Origin of the sequence: Gilliamella sp. CG13 (assembly GCF_046635805.1) — a bacterium.
GTDB classification, from domain to species: domain Bacteria; phylum Pseudomonadota; class Gammaproteobacteria; order Enterobacterales; family Orbaceae; genus Gilliamella; species Gilliamella apicola_I.
This window is the reverse complement of the sequence record NZ_JBIDFM010000011.1, coordinates 14,775-37,662: the sequence shown is the minus strand read 5'-3', so window position 1 is coordinate 37,662 and position 22,888 is coordinate 14,775. Positions and strand designations below refer to the sequence as shown.

Genomic DNA, 22,888 nt, shown 5'->3' with positions numbered 1-22,888 from the left:
ACAATTTTGTCTTCCCATGCTGCATCGCCTTCTAACGCTTTTAACGCTGAACCACGAATAACTGGTGTATCATCACCCGGGAAGTCATATTGAGATAGAAGTTCACGTACTTCCATTTCAACTAATTCTAATAACTCTTCATCATCAACCATATCACATTTGTTTAAGAATACGATGATGTAAGGAACACCTACTTGACGACCTAAAAGGATGTGCTCACGAGTTTGTGGCATTGGACCATCAGTTGCTGCTACTACTAAGATAGCACCGTCCATTTGCGCTGCACCAGTGATCATGTTTTTAACATAGTCAGCATGGCCTGGGCAGTCTACGTGTGCGTAGTGACGAGTTGGTGTATCGTATTCAACGTGTGAAGTATTGATGGTAATACCACGTGCTTTTTCTTCTGGTGCGTTATCGATTTGATCGAATGCACGAGCTTGTCCGCCGTATTTTTTAGCAAGAACAGACGTAATTGCAGCAGTTAAAGTTGTTTTACCATGGTCAACGTGGCCGATTGTACCAACGTTAACGTGGGGTTTTGTACGTTCAAATTTTTCTTTAGACATCTTAATGTTCCTTTATTAAATCACTTCCCTCATTTTGTAGGGAAGTGTTACTTTATTTATATAAATAATTATTTCGCTTTACGAGCTTCAATAATTGCTGTTACGATGTTTGAAGGTGCTTCGTTATACTTCAAGAACTCCATAGAGTAAGAAGCACGACCTTGTGTTTGTGAACGAAGGTCTGTCGCATAGCCAAACATTTCTGAAAGAGGTACTTGCGCACGAACAGTTTTACCTGTTGCAGTATCATCCATACCTTCGATCATACCACGACGACGGTTTAAGTCACCGATAACGTCACCCATATAATCTTCAGGGGTTTCAACTTCTACTTTCATAATTGGTTCTAAAAGCACAGGTTTAGCTTTCATGAAGCCTTCTTTAAATGCCATTGATGCGGCAAGTTTAAAGGCAATTTCAGATGAGTCGACATCATGGTAAGAACCAAAATGTAAACGCACACCGAGATCCACAACTGGATAGCCAGCTAAAGGCCCTGATTTCAATTGCTCTTGGATACCTTTATCTACTGCAGGAATAAATTCACCCGGAATTACCCCACCTTTGATTTCGTTAACAAATTCGTAACCAGCACCACCCGCTTCTAATGGATACATGTCGATAACAACATGACCGTATTGACCACGACCACCAGATTGTTTTGCATGTTTTCCTTCGATGTCTTTAACTGTTGTACGAATTGTTTCACGGTAAGCAACTTGAGGTTTACCGACATTCGCTTCAACGTTAAATTCACGTTTCATACGGTCTACGATGATTTCAAGATGTAATTCACCCATACCAGCAATGATAGTTTGGTTTGATTCTTCATCAGTCCAGACACGGAATGATGGATCTTCTTTTGCCAAACGACCTAAAGCAATACCCATTTTTTCTTGGTCAGCTTTAGTTTTTGGTTCAACTGCAACCGAGATAACCGGCTCAGGGAATTCCATTCTTTCAAGAATAATTGGTGAATTTTCAGCACAAAGCGTATCACCTGTTGTGACATCTTTAAGACCGATTGCTGCTGCAATGTCACCCGCACGAACTTCTTTGATTTCTTCACGTTTGTTCGCATGCATCTGTACGATACGACCAAAGCGTTCTTTACGATCTTTAACTGAGTTAAGTACTGAGTCACCAGAGTTAACGACACCAGAGTAAACGCGGAAGAAGGTTAAGTTACCAACAAATGGGTCAGTTGCAATTTTAAATGCAAGTGCAGCAAATGGTTCATCATCACTTGAATGACGTTCTGCTGGTTCACCATTTTGTAATTCACCTTTAATCGCAGGAACATCGGTTGGTGCAGGTAGATATTCAATAACTGCGTCAAGCATGAACTGAACGCCTTTATTTTTAAATGCACTACCACATGTTACCAAGATGATTTCGTTAGCAAGTACGCGTTCACGTAGTGCTTTTTTAACTTCTTCTTCAGTTAACTCATCACCACCTAGGTATTTTTCCATTAACTCTTCGTTAGCTTCTGCTGCAGCTTCGATTAAGTTTGCACGCCATTCTTCAACTTGCTCAACCATATCAGCTGGTACATCTTCATAAGTAAAGGTTGTACCTTGGTCTGCATCATTCCAGTTAATTGCTTTACGTTTAAGTAAATCAACAACACCAGTAAAGCCTTCTTCTGCACCGATTGGTAATACTAATGGAACAGGCACTGCCGCTAGACGTGTTTTGATTTGCTCAACCACACGTAAGAAGTTAGCACCCATACGGTCCATTTTGTTTACAAATGCGATACGCGGAACTTTATATTTGTTAGCTTGGCGCCATACTGTTTCTGATTGAGGTTGAACACCACCAACCGCACAGTAAACCATTACTGCACCATCAAGAACACGCATAGAACGTTCAACTTCGATGGTGAAGTCAACGTGTCCCGGGGTGTCGATGATGTTGATACGGTGTGGTTCAAATTGTTGTCCCATACCAGACCAGAATGCAGTTGTAGCCGCAGACGTGATAGTAATACCACGTTCTTGTTCTTGTTCCATCCAGTCCATGGTAGCTGCGCCATCATGAACCTCACCAATTTTGTGACTTACGCCAGTGTAAAACAAAATACGTTCAGTAGTTGTCGTTTTACCTGCGTCAATATGTGCACTGATACCGATATTACGGTAGCGTGCTATAGGGGTTGTACGAGCCATATTAATCCTCTATTTAGAATCGTTTGCTTAATAAAATATCATTTAGGTTGACTGACAGTAGATATGTGCTGTCAGTCTAATTTCAAGCCACTTAATACGAGTGGAAAGATTACCAACGATAGTGTGCAAACGCTCTATTAGCCTCAGCCATACGATGAACATCTTCGCGTTTTTTCACAGCAGTGCCTTTATTTTCAAAAGCATCCATAAGTTCATTCGCAAGGCGTAGAGCCATTGATTTATCGCCACGTTTACGAGCAGCTTCTACAATCCAACGCATTGCAAGTGCATTACGACGAACAGGGCGCACTTCAACAGGAACTTGGTATGTAGAACCACCAACGCGACGAGACTTAACTTCTACAGTTGGTCTTACGTTATCTAGTGCAACTTCGAAAGCTGCTAAGTGGTCTTTTCCACTACGCTCAGCTAATTTATCAAGAGCTGAATATACGATTGATTCTGCGATAGATTTTTTACCATCTATCATTAAAATATTTACAAATTTCGCCAGCAAATCTGAACCGAATTTCGGATCAGGTAGAATTTTTCTTTGACCGACAACATGACGACGTGGCATTGGAATACTCCGTTTATATGTTATAAATTTTCAGGTTTACCCAAAACTCAAATGAGTTAAATGGAATTATATAGTTTGGCCTTACTTAACGGAGTTCCATTAAGCTTTAGGTCGTTTTACACCGTATTTAGAACGGCTTTGTTTGCGATCTTTAACACCTGCGCAGTCTAATGCACCACGAACAGTGTGATAACGAACACCAGGTAAATCTTTAACACGACCACCGCGGATTAAAATCACGCTATGTTCTTGCAAGTTATGACCTTCACCACCGATGTAAGAAGTAACTTCAAAACCGTTGGTTAAACGTACACGGCATACTTTACGTAATGCTGAGTTAGGTTTTTTCGGTGTAGTCGTGTAAACACGAGTACAAACACCGCGTTTTTGCGGGCATGCTTCAAGTGCAGGAACGTTACTTTTAACTTCCTTAAGTGCTCTTGGTTTGCGTACCAGCTGATTAATTGTTGCCATTAATAAGCTCCTGATTAATTAAAATAAATTTAAAATTGCATTTTAGATACGTAATTAATAACTGTAGACCAAAACCTAAATATATAAGTTTTGGGTCGCAAGATTCTAGACCTCAACAAGGATAATGTCAAGTTTTTGCTCGCATTTAACTATCGAACATAGACTTTATTCATTGGTAAGAAAATGCCCAATAAATGAGTAATAAAAAGTTTCACTTTTTAAGTGTACGCCAACTGAAAGGGGGATATATTAGTTAAAGATTGAGGGGTTCCTCACCAATAGCATTGATGAGGAATGACGATTAATGATGATCGATAAAGATAAATTTAAGTGCAAATAGTACAGCAAAAATGATGACACAAAGATTGAGTTCTTTAAATTTACCGGTAAAGGTTTTTAATACCACATAAGAGATAAAACCAAGTGCAACCCCTTCAGTAATGGCGAAAGCAAAAGGCATCATTAAGGCAGTAATAAAGGCAGGTGTTGCGTCAGTTAAATCAGACCAGTTAACTTTCACTAAACTTGATACCATTAAGATTCCCACAAATATTAGTGCGCCAGATGTTGCATAAGTCGGAACTAAATGCGCTAAAGGTGATAAGAATGTCATCATTAAAAATAAAATCCCAACGACAACAGCAGTTAAACCGGTGCGACCACCTACGGAAATACCCGCTGAACTTTCAATGTAAGTGAGAACTGATGAAGTCCCAAAAAGCCCACCAAGTGAAGAGCTGAAACTATCAATTAATAATGCTTGACGCATTTTAGGAAAGCGTCCTTTTTCGTCTGAAATGCCAGCTTTGTCGGTCAAGGCTAAAATCGTACCTGATGAATCAAATAAGCTGACGATCATGACGGAAAATATCACGCCCATTATACCGATATTAAGCGAACCGGCTAAATCAACATGACCGACAACGCTTGAAACACTTGGTGGAATAGAGGCGACGCCTTCATAATGAATATTAGGATCCAGCCACAGAGCAAGCAATGTGACCACGAGAATAGAAATTAAAACCGCTGCATGGAAGTTGCGCGCAGCTAAAATAATAATAATGAAAAAACCCAGAGAACCTAATAAGACTTTAAGAGATAGAATATTGCCTAAGGTTAATAATGTTGATGGAGAACTAATCACAATCCCCATATTTTGAAAACCCATAAACGCAATAAACAGTCCAATACCCGCACTGATACCAACACGTAAACATTGTGGAATATGTTCTATTAGCCAATGGCGAACTTTAAAAAGGGATAGTGCAAAAAAGATTAACGATCCCCAAAATATTGCGCCCATTCCCACTTGCCAAGAATAGCCCATTGCGCCACACATGCCATAGGCAAAAAATACATTGAGTCCCATAGCAGGCGCCAACGCTATCGGTAAATTAGCAAACATGCCCATTAAAATCGATGCAAAGGCTGTTACTAAACAGGTTAATACAAATACTGCTGAGGTGTCCATGCCTGTTGCTGACAAAATGGAAGGATTAACAAAGATGATATAGACCATAGTAAGAAATGTCGTACATCCTGCAATCACTTCAGTACCAATGGTGGATTTTTTTGCTTTCAATTGAAATATTTTTTCGAATATTGAATTCATAAGTTAAGGCCTAGTTAGGTTAATAATAATGAATATTTGTATAATGCCATGACCACATTTTTGCTTATCATTAGTTAAGCGTGATAATTGTGGTGATTGGTTTGCTTATACAGTACAAAATTCACTGCATTATTATTACTGGTTCTTTTAACAGGTCAAGCATTATTCTGCTCAGTCTTTATTGATAAATATCCGTATTAAAAACTGATTTTAATAGTAAATTTCATATAGTCATTAAGTTGCGATGATGAAATAGTAAATCCTGATTAAATTAATCATAATTTATCTGCGTATTTTATAGCATCTTTAAATAGATAGTAGGATAGAGATTTCCCTGTTTTTAGTTAACTCATCTGTTTATAGCGTAATGGAGACAAATCTAATCACTTGTTATTGTTTTGTTTGAAGACGAAAATAATCCTTAAAACCTATGGTTCAACATCTAATGTTGGATTTTTAGTGAGGATAATGAATATTGAATGGTTTTTAAGATATCGTAACCCATTAATAATGAGTTACGATTGAGTATGTCCTTGGTTCATTAAATTGAATCAAGTTTGTTCAAAGTAATTTTAACTTTTAAAATACGATGGCTTTCAATTTCAGCTATTTCAAATAGGTAATCACCTATTTGCATGGTCTCACCGACTTCAAGTAAATGCTGTGCTTTTTCCATCAATAATCCTGCAAGAGTATGATATTCACGTTTATCATCAATTGGGATTGGAACAAATCGAACCAACTCTTCAACCGGAATATAGCCATTGGCAATCCACGTATTATCATCCAGACATTGAATATCATGTTTGGCGTCAATTTCTTCCTCTTCGGTTGGAAAATCGCCAGCGATAGTTTCGATGATGTCGGTAACGGAAACCACGCCTTGCATGGAACCAAATTCATCAACCACAAAAGCAAAATGGGTTTTGGCTTTTTTAAATTGTTCTAACGCAACAAGTAACGATACCGTCTCGGGAAAGATTAGCGGTTGCTTAATTAAAGCGTTAATATCGATTGGCTCTTTATTTTGCAAAACATCTTTTAACAGGTCGTTAACTTGAATAATGCCTAAAGGTTCATCAATCGACGCATTATCAGTCACGACTAATCGTGAATGAGGATTTTCAAAAATCTCTTTCAAAATTGTTTCACGGTCGTCATTGATATTAACCATATCAACATCTAACCTTGCTGTCATAATACTGCTGACCGATCGCTGTGCCAGTCCAAGGACGCGTTCAACCATGTTGAGTTCTTGATGGTTAAAGACAGATTCTTTTTTATTGTTATCTGATACCGTATCAATTGTGTGAGTATCGGGATCTTCTTCAACATCGCCTTTCAGTAGATGTAAGATCGCTTCGGCAGTCCGTTCTCGCAATGGTTTTTTATTCAATGCTTTACGACGATTGAATATGGCTAACTGATTAAAAAACTCAATCATGATTGAAAAACCAATAGCGGCATATAAGTAGCCTTTTGGAATGGCAAAACCAAATCCTTCCGCAACTAAACTAAAGCCGATCATTAATAAAAAGCTCAAGCAAAGAATAACAATGGTGGGATGGGAATTGACAAAATAGGCTAACGGTTTACTTGCGACCATCATAATGCAAATTGCCACACAAACGGCAATAATCATGACAGGAATATTTTCAATCATACCGACCGCCGTAATCACAGAATCGAGAGAAAACACGGCATCTAAAATAACGATTTGTACAACGACAGTCCAAAAGTGTGAGGTTTTTTTCGATTTTCCTTCTTCGTGAGCTGCACCTTCAAGACGTTCATTGAGTTCCATGGTGGCTTTAAACAGTAAAAATATGCCTCCCACTAACATAATCAGTTGACGGGCATTGAAACTAATACCAAACGCTGTAAATAGTGGTGTCGTGAGTGTGACTAACCAACCGGTGAACATTAATAAAATAATGCGAGTAATTAATGCAAAAGCAAGACCAGTGATGCGTGCTTTATCGCGTTGGTGTGGTGGAAGCTTCTCGGCAAGAATGGCAATAAAAACAATGTTATCAATACCAAGGACGATTTCAAGTACAATCAGGGTGGATAAACCAATCCAGATCGTAGGATCCATGATCCATTCCATATGTCAGGTGATTACCTCTAATAAACACAGCACATGCTGCGTTCTAATTTTCTATGTAATTGACTAAATAATCAATAAAATATTTATGAATTTTGCATAATTTGGCAAAAAGTTTTATTTTTATGGGTGTTTGAGTTTAAGGTTAACTTCGCCAAAATGTTGGTGTAAAAAGGACTAATAATGTAAATATTTCTAGTCGTCCAAATAGCATATCGACCACCATCACCCATCTCACCACATCACTGACATGGGCAAAATTATCACTGACACTACCAAGCCCCACACCTAAATTATTGAGTGAAGAGGCAACAATATAAAAAGAGTCGGTTGCATCAACACCTGTTGCCATAATGACAAATAAACTAATTAGAAAAACTAAAGCGTAAGCAGAAAAGAATCCCCAAACTGATTCGATAATTCGTTCAGGTACAACTCGATGATTTAATTTTAAGGTATAGATAGCGTTTGGATGAATTAATCGTTTTAGCTCACGCGAACCTTGCATAAATAAAAGTAGTACTCTGACCACTTTTAAGCCGCCCCCCGTCGAACCGGCACAACCACCAATGAACGAGGCACAAAGTAGAAAAATAGGTAATGATGAAGGCCAAGTATTAATATCATCTACAGAAAATCCTGCTGTCGATGATATGGACACGACTTGTAATATGATTTTATCAATACTAAGGCGATGAGGTTTATAGAAAAATATAACCACTGCGCATATGGCAATTAGTATTAATAGAATGAAAATAAAGGTTCTAAACTCTTGGTCTCGCCAGTAAACTTTTATTGAAAAACCGCTTAATGCAGCAAAATGGAGCGCAAAGTTACAGCCAGATAAGATTAAAAATAGGGTAACAATATAGTTGATTGCCGGGCTATTAAAGTAAGCCAAATTATCATCATGGGTGGAAAATCCCCCCATTGAAATCGTTGAAAAGCTGTGGGAGATAGCATCAAATACATTCATGCCTGCAAACCACAAGCAGATTGCGCATAGTGTGGTAAGTAGAATATAGATTGACCAAAGGGTTTTTGCTGTTTCGGCAATACGTGGTCGCATTTTACTGTCTTTTTGTGGGCCGGGAATTTCAGCACGATAAAGTTGCATCCCCCCGACACCTAGTAAAGGTAGGATAGCAACCGCTAACACGATTATCCCCATTCCGCCAAGCCATTGCAGTAATTGTCGATAAAACAGTAACGCTTTAGGTAAATGGTCTAACTTCACAATGGTGGTTGCCCCCGTTGTTGTTAGACCAGAAAATGATTCGAAAAATGCTGTCGTTAAGTTTAAATTGATGTGATTATCAAAAATAAATGGAAAAGCGCCAATTGTGCCTAACACAACCCAAAATAGCACCACAATAAAAAAGCCTTCACGGGTGTTAAGTTCGTGACGTTGGTGTCGATTTGGTAACCACAACAAGCCGCCTAAAATCAAGGCTGCAAAAAAAGAACGAAGAAATATCGCACCAGCGCCATCACGATAAATTAATGCGACCAGAGCAGGTAATAACATGAAAACAGATAATAATGTTATCAATAATCCTACAATTCGAATAATTGAACGCCAATGCATCATCGTTGTTGTCTCTATTTAAATCCGCGCGATACTTTTATGAGATCATAAGCAGCTTGAATCTCTTGAGCGCGTTTTTTGGCAGCTTCAAGCATCTCTTTAGGTAAGCCTTTTGACACTAACTTATCGGGATGATGCTCATTCATTAGTTTTCGATATGCTTTTTTTATTTCTGTAATTTCGGCTGATGATTCGATACCTAAAATTTTGTATGCATTTTGTAGATCTGATTGTGCTGAACGACCTTGATAGCCCTGATGTTGATGATTTTGTTGATATTGGTAATGCTGATCTTGGTATTGATTTTGGTGATAACCATTTTGACGAAAATGGTAGCTTCCCATCATCATTTTAATATACATGGTCATTTGTTGACGAGGAATATTAAATTCTTCTGCCACAATATACAATATTTGTGACTCTTTTTCATCTAAATGACCATCAACTAGTGCCGCTTGAATGAGTTGTTCACAAAAAATATTTAACACATTACGTCGAAAGCGGTATTGAATATATATCTCTTTTAAACGAGCTCGAAGAGGGTAATCCGCAGCTTTACCTCGATTAAATGAGTCTTGCGCAAGTCGTCGACTGTTGCTATCAAGTTGTAGTCTATCCATAAAATGGCGTGCAAGATTGATGTCATCTTGTGTGACCACGCCTTTTGCTTTACTGAGATGACCAAGTACTTCAAAAACAATGGTTAAATATAAAGTTGGATTAGTTTGAGTTCTTTGCTGGTTTAACTTGTTACAAAGGGTTTGATAGAGCATTGGACCAACAAAAAATCCAAGTAAATAACCCCATCCCGATTTTAATACAATGCTTAATACAAAGCCTGTAATAATCGCCCAAATAAAAGACATACTATTTGTTTACCTCAATTCGATCTATTTTTTGTAGTCCACGTGGTAAAGCGCTACCTTTACGAGCACGTTCTGCCCTAAATTTTTGTAAATCAACAGGATTTAGGGTAAGTTTGCGTTTGCCAACATATAAGGTGATGGATGTTTCCGGTGTAATTAAAATCATATAAGCAAGGCTGTCATCTGCATTGGATAATGAGATTATTTTGTTTCCTTTGCCTTTTGCCAGTTCGGGAAGATCTTTTACAGGGAAAATAAGCATCCGTCCTGCTTGGGTAATGGATAAAAGTAAGCTTTCATCATTTGAAATTTCAATAGGCGTGAGTACTTTCGCATTATTCGGTAGATTAATTATGGCTTTACCGTTTCGGTTACGTGCGACTAAATCACTAAATTGACATATAAATCCATACCCCGCACTTGAGGCAAGTAAAAATTTTTGATTGTCATTAGCTGACATCAAAACATGCTCAACATTTGCACCAGCAGGTAATGCTAATTTACCCGTAAGTGGTTCGCCTTGTCCTCGCGCTGAAGGTAATGTATTGGGTTCAATAGCATAGCTACGGCCTGTTGAGTCAATAAATACCACAGGTTGATTACTTTTTCCTTTTGCGGCCGCTTTAAAACTATCGCCAGCTTTGTAACTCAGTCCAGTTGGATCAATATCATGACCTTTAGCCGCTCTTACCCAACCCATTTCAGATAAGACAATGGTCACCGGTTCTGACGGTATTAGTTCTTGTTCGGTAATGGCTTTTGCTTCACTGCGTTCAACAATCGGAGAACGGCGTTCATCCCCGTATTTATCAGCGTCTTGTTGAAGCTCTTTTTTAATTAAACTATTCAATTTTCTAGGTGAACCGAGTAATGCTTGCAGCTGATCACGCTCTTTAGCAAGATCACTTTGCTCACCTTTGATACGCATCTCTTCAAGTTTAGCTAAATGGCGAAGTTTTAATTCTAAAATCGCTTCAGATTGGATTTCAGTTAAATTAAACCGTTGCATTAACTCTGTTTTAGGATCGTCTTCATAGCGAATAATATTAATGACTTCATCGATATTTAAAAAGGCGATAAGTAAACCATCTAAAATATGAAGGCGTTTTAATACTTTGTCTAAACGATAGTTTAAACGTCTGGTTACCGTATTACGACGATATTCTAACCATTCAGTTAAAATCTCAACTAACCCTTTGACGGATGGGCGATTGTCTAGCCCAATCATATTCATATTGACCCGATAGCTTTTTTCCAGATCGGTTGTGGCAAACAGGTGATTCATGACCTGTTCTAAGTCAACACGATTAGAGCGAGGTACAATGACGAGTCGTGTTGGATTCTCATGATCAGATTCATCACGTAAATCTTCAATTAATGGTAATTTTTTGGCACGCATTTGCGAGGCAATTTGCTCTAAAATTTTCGCACCAGAAACTTGATGTGGCAGATCAGTGATAACGATATCGCCTTCTTCTTTTTTCCATACGGCACGCATACGAATTGAGCCACGTCCCGTCTTATAGATTTTTTCTATATCTTGTGGTGGGGTGATGATTTCTGCTTCAGTTGGAAAGTCAGGCCCTTGTATGTGAGCCATCACTTCGCTTAGCGTAGCTTTCGGATTATCTGCCAGCATAATCGCTGCATTGGCCACTTCACGAATATTATGGGGTGGGATGTCGGTCGCCATCCCAACAGCAATACCTGTAGTACCATTTAATAGAATATTCGGTAATCTGGCCGGTAACATTTTTGGTTCTTGTAATGTACCGTCAAAATTCGGGGTGTAATCGACCGTACCTTGTCCTAATTCGCCTAATAGTAGTTCGGCATATTTAGATAGGCGTGATTCGGTATAACGCATTGCAGCAAAGGATTTTGGATCATCTGGCGCCCCCCAGTTACCTTGTCCGTCAACTAATGGATAACGGTAAGAAAATGGTTGTGCCATCAGTACCATTGCTTCATAACAGGCGCTATCACCATGTGGATGATATTTACCTAAAACGTCACCGACAGTACGTGCTGATTTTTTAAATTTAGCCTGAGCGTTAAGCCCTAATTCTGACATGGCATAAACAATACGGCGTTGCACTGGTTTTAAACCGTCACCAATAAAAGGTAGTGCACGATCCATAATGACATACATAGAGTAGTTTAAATAAGCGCTTTCTGTAAAGGTACGTAGCGACTGAACTTCTACTCCGTCATGAGTTATCTCACTCATTATTGTTCCTCTAAATCATTCTTTATGTTAGACATCAAGTTGGACTTGGTCACCTTTTTCTTGCAACCATTCACGGCGATCTTCTGAACGTTTTTTAGCAAGTAACATATCCATTAACGCCATTGTTTCTTCTGAATTATCTAATGATAACTGTACTAAACGGCGAGTATTTGGGTCCATCGTTGTTTCACGCAGTTGCAGTGGATTCATTTCACCGAGACCTTTAAAACGTTGTACATTCGGTTTGCCTTTTTTCCGTTTAAGCTGATCTAAAATTCCTTCTTTCTCTTCTTCATCTAAGGCGTAATGGACTTCTTTACCAAGATCGATACGATATAATGGTGGCATAGCAACAAAAACATGTCCGTGTTCGACCATTGCACGAAAGTGACGAACAAATAGCGCACAAAGTAGGGTGGCAATATGTAAACCGTCAGAATCGGCATCGGCTAAAATACAGATTTTACCATATCGTAATTGGCTTAAATCATCACTATCAGGATCAATACCAATCGCGACCGAAATATCGTGGATTTCTTGAGAACCAAGGACTTCATCCGATGAGACTTCCCAAGTGTTTAGAATTTTACCTTTTAATGGCATTATCGCTTGATATTCCCGATCTCGAGCCTGTTTAGCTGAGCCACCTGCGGAATCGCCTTCCACTAAAAAGAGTTCAGTTCGGCTTAAGTCTTGTGATGAACAGTCCGCAAGCTTGCCCGGTAATGCTGGACCGCTAGTTAATTTTTTACGAATAACTTTTTTTGAAGCTCTTAATCGTCGTTGTGCACTGGAAATCACCATTTCCGCTAGTAATTCAGCGGTTTGTACATGCTGATTTAACCACAAACTAAAAGCGTCTTTAACAATGGCAGATACAAATGCAGCACTTTGTCTGGATGATAAGCGCTCTTTGGTTTGTCCTGCAAATTGTGGCTCTTGCATTTTTACAGATAACACATAAGCACAGCGTTCCCAAATATCATCAGCCGTCAATTTTATGCCACGTGGTAACAAATTACGAAATTCACAAAATTCACGCATTGCATCAAGCAACCCTTGGCGTAAACCATTGACATGGGTACCACCTTGCACTGTAGGAATTAAGTTAACATAGCTTTCTGTTAACAGTTCGCCACCTTCCGGCATCCACAATAGTGCCCATTCAACGGCTTCTGTATCACCGGTATGGCTGCCAGTAAATGGCTCTTCCGGTAGTAGTGAGTAACCACTGACGGATTCCATTAAGTAATCTTTTAAGCCATCTTGATAACACCAGCGTTGTTCGGTGTTATTAATTTTATCTTTAAAGATAATTTCAAGACCAGGACAAAGTACCGCTTTTGCTTTGAGTAGATGAGATAAACGGGGTACTGAAAATCTTGGTGAATCAAAATATTTTTCGTCTGGCCAAAAGTGAACTTTTGTGCCCGTGTTACGACGTCCACACGTACCAGTTACATGAAGATCTTCGACTTTTTCGCCATTTTCAAACGCAATTTGGTATACTTGACCATCTCGGTTAACGGTCACTTCTACCCGTTTAGATAGCGCATTAACAACTGAGATACCCACACCATGAAGTCCACCAGAGAATTGATAATTTTTATTAGAAAATTTACCGCCAGCGTGTAAACGGCAAAGTAATAATTCAATAGCTGGTACTCCCTCTTCGGGATGAATATCAACAGGCATACCTCGCCCATCATCAATGACTTCTAATGAATTATCTTCATAAAGCGTGACTTTAACTTGACGAGCATGACCGGCTATTGCTTCATCGACACTATTATCGATAACCTCTTGCCCTAAATGATTTGGGCGAGCCGTGTCAGTATACATGCCTGGACGATGACGAACAGGATCGAGCCCTTTTAAGACTTCAATATCAACAGCGTTATAAGTAGATTGTGACATAGTTTTTCTATTTATTCGAATAAATGACCTTATTATACCAATCTTTCTTTAAGATGCATGAAATTAAATTTATAATGAAAAGCAAATTCAGTATTTTTACCAAGTATTTATTGAGAATAATTGTTATTACCTTAATTTATTGATAGTTAAAAGACGGTTTATGCCGTTTTCTATTTTATCAGCCCATCTAAAGTATTATGATAAATAAATCCCAAATAGACATAAGGGAACAAAATGAGCAAGTCAGATAATAAGATAACCCGACGAGATTTTTTACAAAAATCGTTAGCAATTGGGAGCGTTGCGGCATTAGCCAATACCATTCAATCCCCATTTGTGTACGCAGAACCTAACGTTAATGACAATGATAGTCTTGCCAGTTCGGATAATGAGGAAAAAATCGTCTATAGTGCTTGTTTAGTTAACTGTGGTAGTCGCTGTCCTCTAAAAGTCCATGTGAAGAATGATATTATTACTAAAATTTCTTCGGAAGACGGCATTAATGATCCTGTCTTTGGCCTACATCAAATTCGTCCTTGCTTGCGAGGAAGAGCGGTACGTTGGCGAACTTACGATCCTGAGCGTTTAAAATATCCTATGGTGCGAGTGGGTAAGCGTGGTGAAGGTAAATTCAAACGTATTTCATGGAATGAAGCAATCGCTTTATTGGCAAATAAACTCAAGTATACCATTAATCAATATGGCAACGAGTCTATTTATTATCAATATGGTACAGGTACTACAGGTGCAAATATTTCTGGGCGTAGTGCTTGTAAGCGATTCTTGAGTACGATTGGTGGTTACCTTAATTATCATGGTGATTATTCAAGTGGTCAAATAACCGCTATTCAACCTTATATTTATGGCAATGCAAAAGAGTCGTTAATAGACCAAATTAAACACTCTGATCTAGTGGTAATGTTTGGACAAAATATTGCTGAAACCAGAATGTCGGGTGGAGGGCAGGTGACCGAGCTATTCAATGCATTATCACAAAGTAAAGCAAGGGTGATTATTATTGATCCAAGGCGTAGTGAAAGTGTTGTGGGTTACAATGCTGAGTGGATTCCAATAATTCCTGGAACGGATGCCGCTTTAGTTGCTGCAATCGGTTATGCTTTACTAGAAGAAGATAGAATTGATGATGCAATGCTCAATCAATATTGTGTGGGCTGGAATGCTGACTCATTACCGGATAGTGCACCGCCTTTTAGTGATTTTAAATCTTATATTCTTGGATTAGGTGATGACAGAACGCCTAAAACCCCTGAATGGGCTGCTAAAAAAACCGGTATTCCAGCTAAACAAATTCGTCAGCTTGCATTAGATATTGTCAATGCTAAAGCAGCATGGATTTCTCAAGGTTGGGGGGCTCAGCGTTGGCAAAATGGTGAGCATACAACCCGAGCGATTATGATACTGCCAATTATCACGGGTCAGTTTGGTAAACAAGGCACTAATATCGGAACTTGGGGCGGAAGCGTGACTTATCCGGTTCCTGGTCTGAATCTGTTAAATCCGATTAAAACCAGTATTCCATTTTTTTTATGGACTAAAGCGATTGAAGAACCGCAGAACATGACAGCTAAAAATGCTTATATACTGGGTAAAGATAAATTGGATGTTGGTATCAAGTTTATCTGGAGCTATGCAAGCAATGTGATTGGTAATCAGCATGCCGATCTCAATCGAACCCATCAGATTTTACAAGATGAATCAAAATGCGAATTTATCTTGGTTTGGGATACGCATATGACCGCTTCAGCAAGGTATGCCGATTTGTTATTACCTGATGTGTCGTCAGTGGAAAGTCATGATTTAATCAATAATTCCTATGCATCGGGCGCTTATCACTATGTGATTCGTATGCAACAAGCCATTAAGCCACTTTGGGAAAATCGTCCGGCTTATGATGTGCTAACCGAATTGTCTGAAAAAATGGGCGTTAAAGATAAATTTACGGAAGGACGAACACAAGAGGAGTGGATAGCGTATAGTTATGAAAGAATGCGCAAACAAAATCCTGATTTACCGTCTTTTGCCGAAACAGACGGTATGGGAGTTATTGATCGTAAATTAGCCGATAGTGATAACCACATTGCTTTAAAAGCATTTCGCGATGATCCCGTTAATCATCCGTTAAATACCCCATCGGGAAAAATTGAAATTTATTCTGAAGCCTTAGCAAAAATTGCTTGTGAATGGGAATTTGAGCAGGATGATAAACTTTATCCTATCCCAGCTTATTTACCTGCAATTGAAGGAAGCGAAGATAAGCTGAAACAAGAAAAATACCCATTACAGTTAATTGGATTTCATATTAAAGGACATTGCCACTCGTCTTATAGCAATCTTCCTCAATTGCGTGAGGCTGTTGCCAGTAGTCTATGGATCAATCCCATTGATGCTCAGCAGAGACACATAAAGCATGGTCAATTAGTCGAAGTTTTTAACGATCGCGGTCGATTATATATACCTGCAAAAGTAACGCCACGTATATTACCCGGGGTGATTGCCATTCCACAAGGGTTATGGGCAAAAACCAATGCAGTAGGTATCGATATTGGGGGGTGTGTCAATCGATTAACTTCATTGCGTCCTTCGGTATTGGCAAAATCAAATTCACAACATACCAATTTGGTTGATATCAAACCAATATCCAGTATGTCTTCGGCATCATAAGTCACAGGGAGATGATGAAAATGCAATATGGATTCTTTATTGATTCTTCCAAATGTACCGGATGTAAAACCTGCCAAGTCAGCTGTAAAGACGAGAAAGATAATGCGCTTGGGGTGCATTTTCGACGAGTCTATGAATATGGTGGTGGCACATGGCAGCAAGTAGCTGGAATTTGGCAGAATGATACATTTACTTATTATTTGTCGATCGCCTGTAACCATTGTGATGAGCCGACTTGCGTACAAGGCTGCCCTACGGGGGCAATGCACAAACGCAAGCAAGATGGCTTAGTGGTTGTCAATCAAGATGTGTGTATCGGGTGTCGGTATTGTGAAATGCGTTGTCCTTATGGTGCACCACAGTATGATCATCAAAAGCGTGTCATGTCAAAATGCGATGGCTGTTATGAACGTGTCGCCGAAGGATTAAAGCCCGTGTGTGTCGAATCTTGTCCGCAACATGCTTTAGATTTTGACGAGATAGGCAAATTACGTGAACGTTATGGTAATGAACGTAATATTGCTCCTTTGCCTAATGCTGAGCTAACTAAACCCAATATTGTGATTAAACCCCATGCACAAGCTAAGAGTTCGGGTGATACATTGGGTAAAGTGCTCAATCCAGAGGAGGTTTAATATGCATGAATTACCACTTGTTTTTTTTACGGTATTGGGGCAATTATCTGCGGGAATGGTATTGCTGAGTAGCTTGTCTTGTTTCATCAATCATTCACAAGCTAAACAAGTTATTAGACAAAAAATTAATGGGTTAGCACTGCTTTTTATGGCTCTTGGTATGCTAATTGCCTCATTCCATTTGGGGCATCCTATGCGTGCCTTCAATGTGATTTTGGGTATCGGTCGTTCGCCAATGAGTAATGAAATTTTTACCTTTAGTGTATTGTTTGGAGTTACGCTTGTATCCTTGTTACTCAATTATTTTGCTCTTAATCCCAATAGTGAAAAACTTGATATGATTAAGCCGCTTTGTTTAAAGATAAATCGCATCCCTTATATAAATCAACTATTAGCAATCGTGTTGATGATACTAAGTTTAGTGTTTGTTTGGACGATTGTTTTAACGTATAGATTACCCACAGTGAAAACGTGGGATACTGTTTATACACCAATTCAAATGTATCTAACGATGCTGGCATTAGGTGGTATTGCTAGTGCTAGGGTTGGGCTATATCGATTAGGAACTGTTGCTTTTATTATTGGCGTTTTATTAATTGTGCTGTCAAAGGTACCTTATTTTAATTTAATGACTTCAATCAGTCCGGCGCTGGCTAATGCGCAATTGAGTTGGATGATAATCGAGTGTATTTTATTAATCGTAGCGCTAATGTTGATTATTTTTAGTTGTTGGCGAACAAAACATATGACGATACTTTGTACTACAGCCTTCGCTTGTATTTTTTTGGGGGAGGTTTGTGGACGCATTGCATTTTATAATTTATGGACAATACCGCTATAATCATTGAAGCTAATAACTCATAGCAAATTAAGTCATTTTATAATGAATAAGAGAGATAAGATTGGATAATCTAACTACCGCCACCTTAGCAAAAATCATTGGGGCATTTTTTTACTATTCTCCTCGGAGCGAAACCGTCAAACCGTTGATTGAGGCTTTACTCCATATCGATCAGCTGGCTAATTGGCAAAATCCCAAATTAATTTGTCAGCAATGTCAAAGATTGGCGGCAGAATTATCCCATCAAGATCTTGATTATCAATTTTCACTGTTATTTGAAGGACAAGGTGAAATGCTTGCCCCACCTTGGGGATCGGTCTATTTGGATCAAGAAAAGTTATTAATGGGGGAATCACAAGAACGTTATCGTGAATTTTTACAGCAACAAGGGTTAATGCTGTCTACTGGTATGAATGAGCCTGAAGATCAGTTTGGGTTAATGTTAATGGCATTTGCATTACTGTTGGAAAAAAATCAGCCACAAACAGCAAAACAATTATTAAATGAACATTTATTTACGTGGTCTACTTACTATTTAAACCAATTAAAACATAATCAAATTAGTCCATTTTATGCTGCTCTTGCCGTTATTGCAGAACAATATTTAGAGATGCTTCAATGAGCCTGCTTGTTAATTGTAGCAATTAAATTGGCTCAGTTATTGAGAGCGTTACAGTTTTTGAAGGAAAAGGTATAATTTATCCATTGTTATATAAGATAGAAATCAGATATGTTAGCTTATTTACAACTTATGCGGTTAGATAAACCAATTGGAATCTTGCTATTGCTTTGGCCAACTATAACGGCAATTTGGCTTGCAAATCCTCATCCACCAGTTGAACTTGTTGTTATCTTTGTACTGGGTGTTGTTGTGATGCGAGCGGCAGGGTGTGTGGTAAATGATTATGCTGATCGCCATTTTGATGCGCATGTGGAGCGAACCCAACACCGTCCGTTAGCGCAAGGCGTATTAACCGCAAAGAATGCTTTATGGACATTATTGATATTGTTGTTAATGGCTGCTTGTTTATTATTCTTTTTAAATACTTTGTCGTGGATGATTGCTGGCTGTGCATTGTTAACTGCAATGATTTACCCGTTTATGAAGCGTTATACCTACTTTCCGCAAATAGTATTAGGGATTGCATTTAGTTGGAGCATTCCAATGGTCTATGCGGCCACAATTGAACAGTTCCCGTTAACCTGTTGGTTATTGTGTTTGGCAAATATTTGTTGGACAGTTGCTTATGATACGGAATATGCCATGGTTGATCGCAATGATGATATCAAAATTGGCATTAAATCAACGGCTGTTTTGTTTGGGCATTATGATAAATTGATAATTGGCATTTTACAGATAATAACGGTGATTTGCTTGATAATTATTGGTTTTAATCATCATCTGTCTTTTATTTACTATAGTGGAATATCGATCATGTCGTTACTGTTTCTTTATCAACAATGGTTAATAAACGATCGTGATAGAACTCGATGCTTCAAAGCTTTTCAAAATAATAATTATGTCGGTTTAGTGATGTTTTTAAGTGTTGTTATTGTTTAATGATTATTAGAAACAGTAATACCAAAAGTTGAAAATTCTTAAGAATAAAACAAAAAGGGATTTTTATCTTATTTGTCTAAAAATTCCCTTTTTAACAAAATAACAGCTCATTTTGTTGAAGTTAAATCCCGTTTATTCCTGTTCAGCTAAAGTGGCTTGCACAATTCGCAGTGCATCAAAGGTTTCTTTTACATCATGAACTCGAATAATCTGTGCACCCTTCATCGCTGCAATTACTGCACAAGAAACACTACCTAACATACGTTCTTTAGGCGGAACATTTAATACTTGTCCAATCATGGATTTTCGAGACATACCAACTAATAGCGGTAAATGAAAGTGATGAAATTTTTCAAGTGTTGCTAGTAATCGATAATTGTGTGCTAATGTTTTACCAAAGCCAAAACCCGGATCAAGAATAATTTTTTCTCGCTCAATCCCTGCATTGATGCAACGATTGATATGTTGGGCAAAAAATTGATCGACTTCTTTATAGATGTCTTGCTGATAATGTGGCGCATTTTGCATGGTTTGAGGATCGCCTTGCATATGCATAATGCAAACTGGTAATCCTGTTTGGGCTGCGGCTTCGACTGCACCAGACTCTGTTAATGCTCGTATATCATTAATTAAGTGGGCTCCTGCTTTTGCTGACTCTGTCATAACTTGAGGTTTAGAGGTATCAACAGAAATCCAAACATCAAAATAGCGAGCCACTTTTTCAACTAAAGGCACCACTCTATTGAGCTCTTCTTCAACAGATATGATGGCTGCACCAGGGCGTGTTGATTCGCCGCCTATATCAATAAATGTTGCGCCTGCTTGTATCATATTATCAACTCGACGCATGGCATCATCAAGATTGTTATAATTACCGCCATCAGAAAACGAATCCGGCGTCATGTTTACGATACCCATTACTTGAGGAAAAGAGAGATCCATAATTTGATTGTTGAAACGAATTTCCATGATTATGCCTTATTTAAGTCATCTGCTACTCAATTTTGCTATCGTTAAACTTAGTTATAAGCTAAACAATAGCAAAATCATTTAAGCTTGTTACCTGTTTTTATTTTAGATTTATTTAAATTATCCGATAAAAAACGCGCCGTAGCGCGTTATAGAAATTAAAACAGATTAATTATCCGATTCAGGTGGTGTATCACGACCTTCATTCGGAACTTCTTGTGCTGCTTTTTCATCACTGGCTGTCCAACCCTCTGGTGGCGTGACTGGCTGGCGATTCATCAGTTCATCAATCTGTTTTTTATCAATTGTTTCATATTTAAGTAAAGCATCTTTCATTGCATGAAGAATATCAATATTTTCAGTTAGTGTTGTTTTAGCTCGTTGATAGTTTCGTTGAAGGATTGCATCAACTTCTTCATCAATAATTTTAGCTGTACCATCAGATATTTTCTTCATGACTCCATAAGAAGACTCTTCATATTCAAACAATGCAGGTGGTAAACGATCTGAGAAGCCCCATTGTGTCACCATTGCTCTGGCTACATTTGAAGCGTATCGTATATCACTTGAAGCACCAGAGGTAATTTTATCTTCGCCATAAATTAAGCCTTCGGCAATACGTCCTGCATAAGCTGTTGAAATTTTTGATTCTAACTGAGTACGAGTTTGACTAATTTGATCACCTTCCGGTAAGAAGAAGGCGACACCTAACGCCCCTCCACGAGGAATAATCGTGACTTTATGGAGCGGATCATGATCTGGCATTAAATAACCCACAATTGCGTGTCCAGCTTCATGATAAGCCGTATTGGTTAATTGCTCTTTTGTCATGGATAATGAACGACGTTGAGTACCCATATCGATTTTATCTTTGGCTTCTTCAAACTCATCCATCGTGACTAAACGTTTATTACGGCGAGCGGCAAATAGCGCTGCTTCGTTAACTAAATTAGCTAATTGAGCACCCGAATAATTTGGTGTTCCGCGGGCTAATACTGCTAGATTAACATCTGACCCTAAAGGCACTTTACGTACATGTACTGCCAGAATTTGCTCACGACTTTTTAAGTCAGGTAAATCAATTTGAACTTGACGGTCAAAACGACCTGGACGAAGTAATGCAGGATCGAGAATATCAGCACGGTTTGTTGCTGCAATCATAATAATGCCACTGTTAGCTTCAAAACCATCCATTTCAACTAACATTTGGTTTAGGGTTTGTTCGCGTTCGTCATGACCGCCCATTGAACCCGCTCCACGTTTGCGACCAACAGCATCAATTTCATCAATAAAGATAATACAAGGTGAATGTTTACGGGCTTGTTCAAAGAGATCACGTACACGTGATGCGCCAACACCAACAAACATTTCAACAAAGTCGGAACCTGAAATACTAAAGAAAGGCACATTGGCCTCACCGGCAATCGCTCTAGCTAATAATGTTTTACCGGTACCCGGTGGTCCAACCATCAAAATACCTTTTGGTATACGTCCACCTAATTTTTGGTATTTCCCCGGATCACGTAAAAAATCGACTACTTCTGTTACTTCTTGCTTGGCTTCTTCACTGCCTGCGACATCGGTAAATTTGGTTTTTACTTGATCTGGCGCTAACATCCGAGCTTTACTTTTACCCACCGACATTGGTCCGCCTTTACCACCGCCTTGCATTTGACGCATGACAAAGATCCAAAATCCGATTAATAAAATAATGGGGAACCAAGAGATTAAAATACTTGCTAACAAACTTGGTTTTTCATCTGGACTACCATAAACGGCAACTTTATTTAAAACTAAGTCATCCATTAACTTTTCATCAAAATAAGGGATGTAAGTTACATAGTTACGATTATCTTTTGTCGTGGCAATAATTTCGCGTCCATTAATATGCACTTCTTGGATTTTACCACTGGTGATATCGGAATTAAATTGAGTATAGTTGATTTGAGGACCGCTATTTGAAATTGAGCTGAATTGATTAAATACAGCTATCAATACTACGGCAATAATTCCCCAGATCAGTAAATTCTTTACCATGTCGTTCAAAAGAAAAACCTCTCATAAAAATTAACAGTTACGACTA

17 protein-coding genes are annotated in these 22,888 nt (G+C 38.6%); 5 read left to right on the top strand and 12 right to left on the bottom strand.

Annotation, left to right across the window (positions count from 1 at the left end; translation table 11 throughout):
• The 10 genes from ACGH6R_RS10835 to parE all read right to left on the bottom strand — a co-directional run.
• A partial coding sequence (locus ACGH6R_RS10835; RefSeq protein ID WP_411599799.1) for a GTP-binding protein occupies nt 1–569 on the bottom strand: 569 nt, incomplete at its 3' end.
• A 68-nt stretch (nt 570–637) separates the two neighbouring features.
• Nucleotides 638–2,743, bottom strand: coding sequence for an elongation factor G (fusA, locus tag ACGH6R_RS10830; RefSeq protein WP_065559622.1), 2,106 nt, complete (start codon nt 2,741–2,743; stop codon nt 638–640).
• Between the two features lie 109 nt (nt 2,744–2,852).
• Nucleotides 2,853–3,323, bottom strand: coding sequence for a 30S ribosomal protein S7 (gene rpsG / locus ACGH6R_RS10825; RefSeq protein ID WP_065559623.1), 471 nt, complete (start codon nt 3,321–3,323; stop codon nt 2,853–2,855).
• 99 nt (nt 3,324–3,422) lie between these two features.
• A complete protein-coding gene (rpsL, locus tag ACGH6R_RS10820; RefSeq protein WP_025316630.1) occupies nt 3,423–3,797 on the bottom strand; it encodes a 30S ribosomal protein S12 in 375 nt (124 codons plus the stop codon).
• Between the two features lie 301 nt (nt 3,798–4,098).
• Nucleotides 4,099–5,409: an NCS2 family permease gene (locus tag ACGH6R_RS10815; RefSeq protein ID WP_411599797.1), complete on the bottom strand. Its 1,311-nt coding sequence runs from the start codon at nt 5,407–5,409 to the stop codon at nt 4,099–4,101.
• A gap of 541 nt (nt 5,410–5,950) precedes the next feature.
• Complete coding sequence (locus ACGH6R_RS10810) at nt 5,951–7,519, bottom strand: TerC family protein (RefSeq protein ID WP_411599795.1); 1,569 nt, start codon at nt 7,517–7,519, stop codon at nt 5,951–5,953.
• A gap of 142 nt (nt 7,520–7,661) precedes the next feature.
• A complete protein-coding gene (locus ACGH6R_RS10805; protein ID WP_220217317.1) occupies nt 7,662–9,104 on the bottom strand; it encodes a TrkH family potassium uptake protein in 1,443 nt (480 codons plus the stop codon).
• Between the two features lie 14 nt (nt 9,105–9,118).
• A complete protein-coding gene (gene djlA / locus ACGH6R_RS10800) occupies nt 9,119–9,970 on the bottom strand; it encodes a co-chaperone DjlA (protein ID WP_220216063.1) in 852 nt (283 codons plus the stop codon).
• Nucleotide 9,971: 1 nt separating this feature from the next.
• Entirely contained in the window at nt 9,972–12,200 is a 2,229-nt protein-coding gene (parC, locus tag ACGH6R_RS10795; protein ID WP_294827716.1) for a DNA topoisomerase IV subunit A, read from the bottom strand.
• A gap of 27 nt (nt 12,201–12,227) precedes the next feature.
• Nucleotides 12,228–14,117, bottom strand: a complete 1,890-nt coding sequence (parE, locus tag ACGH6R_RS10790; RefSeq protein WP_065559628.1) for a DNA topoisomerase IV subunit B — start codon at nt 14,115–14,117, stop codon at nt 12,228–12,230.
• Between the two features lie 234 nt (nt 14,118–14,351).
• Between parE and ACGH6R_RS10785 the strand changes: the two genes are divergently transcribed.
• The 5 genes from ACGH6R_RS10785 to ubiA all read left to right on the top strand — a co-directional run bounded on the left by ACGH6R_RS10785 (nt 14,352) and on the right by ubiA (nt 19,836).
• Nucleotides 14,352–16,799 carry a DMSO/selenate family reductase complex A subunit gene (locus ACGH6R_RS10785; protein ID WP_411599793.1) on the top strand — a complete coding sequence of 816 codons (2,448 nt, stop codon included), beginning with the start codon at nt 14,352–14,354 and terminating at the stop codon, nt 16,797–16,799.
• Nucleotides 16,800–16,813: 14 nt separating this feature from the next.
• Nucleotides 16,814–17,434: a DMSO/selenate family reductase complex B subunit gene (locus ACGH6R_RS10780; RefSeq protein WP_267360597.1), complete on the top strand. Its 621-nt coding sequence runs from the start codon at nt 16,814–16,816 to the stop codon at nt 17,432–17,434.
• A gap of 1 nt (nt 17,435) precedes the next feature.
• Complete coding sequence (locus ACGH6R_RS10775) at nt 17,436–18,275, top strand: dimethyl sulfoxide reductase anchor subunit family protein (protein ID WP_411599791.1); 840 nt, start codon at nt 17,436–17,438, stop codon at nt 18,273–18,275.
• Nucleotides 18,276–18,336: 61 nt separating this feature from the next.
• Entirely contained in the window at nt 18,337–18,897 is a 561-nt protein-coding gene (locus ACGH6R_RS10770) for a molecular chaperone (protein ID WP_220216058.1), read from the top strand.
• A gap of 108 nt (nt 18,898–19,005) precedes the next feature.
• A complete protein-coding gene (gene ubiA, locus ACGH6R_RS10765) occupies nt 19,006–19,836 on the top strand; it encodes a 4-hydroxybenzoate octaprenyltransferase (protein WP_294827704.1) in 831 nt (276 codons plus the stop codon).
• A 132-nt stretch (nt 19,837–19,968) separates the two neighbouring features.
• On the opposite strand, the gene folP is transcribed toward ubiA, so the two are convergent.
• Nucleotides 19,969–20,805, bottom strand: coding sequence for a dihydropteroate synthase (gene folP, locus ACGH6R_RS10760; protein ID WP_411599789.1), 837 nt, complete (start codon nt 20,803–20,805; stop codon nt 19,969–19,971).
• Between the two features lie 168 nt (nt 20,806–20,973).
• Nucleotides 20,974–22,842: an ATP-dependent zinc metalloprotease FtsH gene (gene ftsH / locus ACGH6R_RS10755; RefSeq protein ID WP_267351154.1), complete on the bottom strand. Its 1,869-nt coding sequence runs from the start codon at nt 22,840–22,842 to the stop codon at nt 20,974–20,976.
• Nucleotides 22,843–22,888 lie beyond the last annotated feature (46 nt).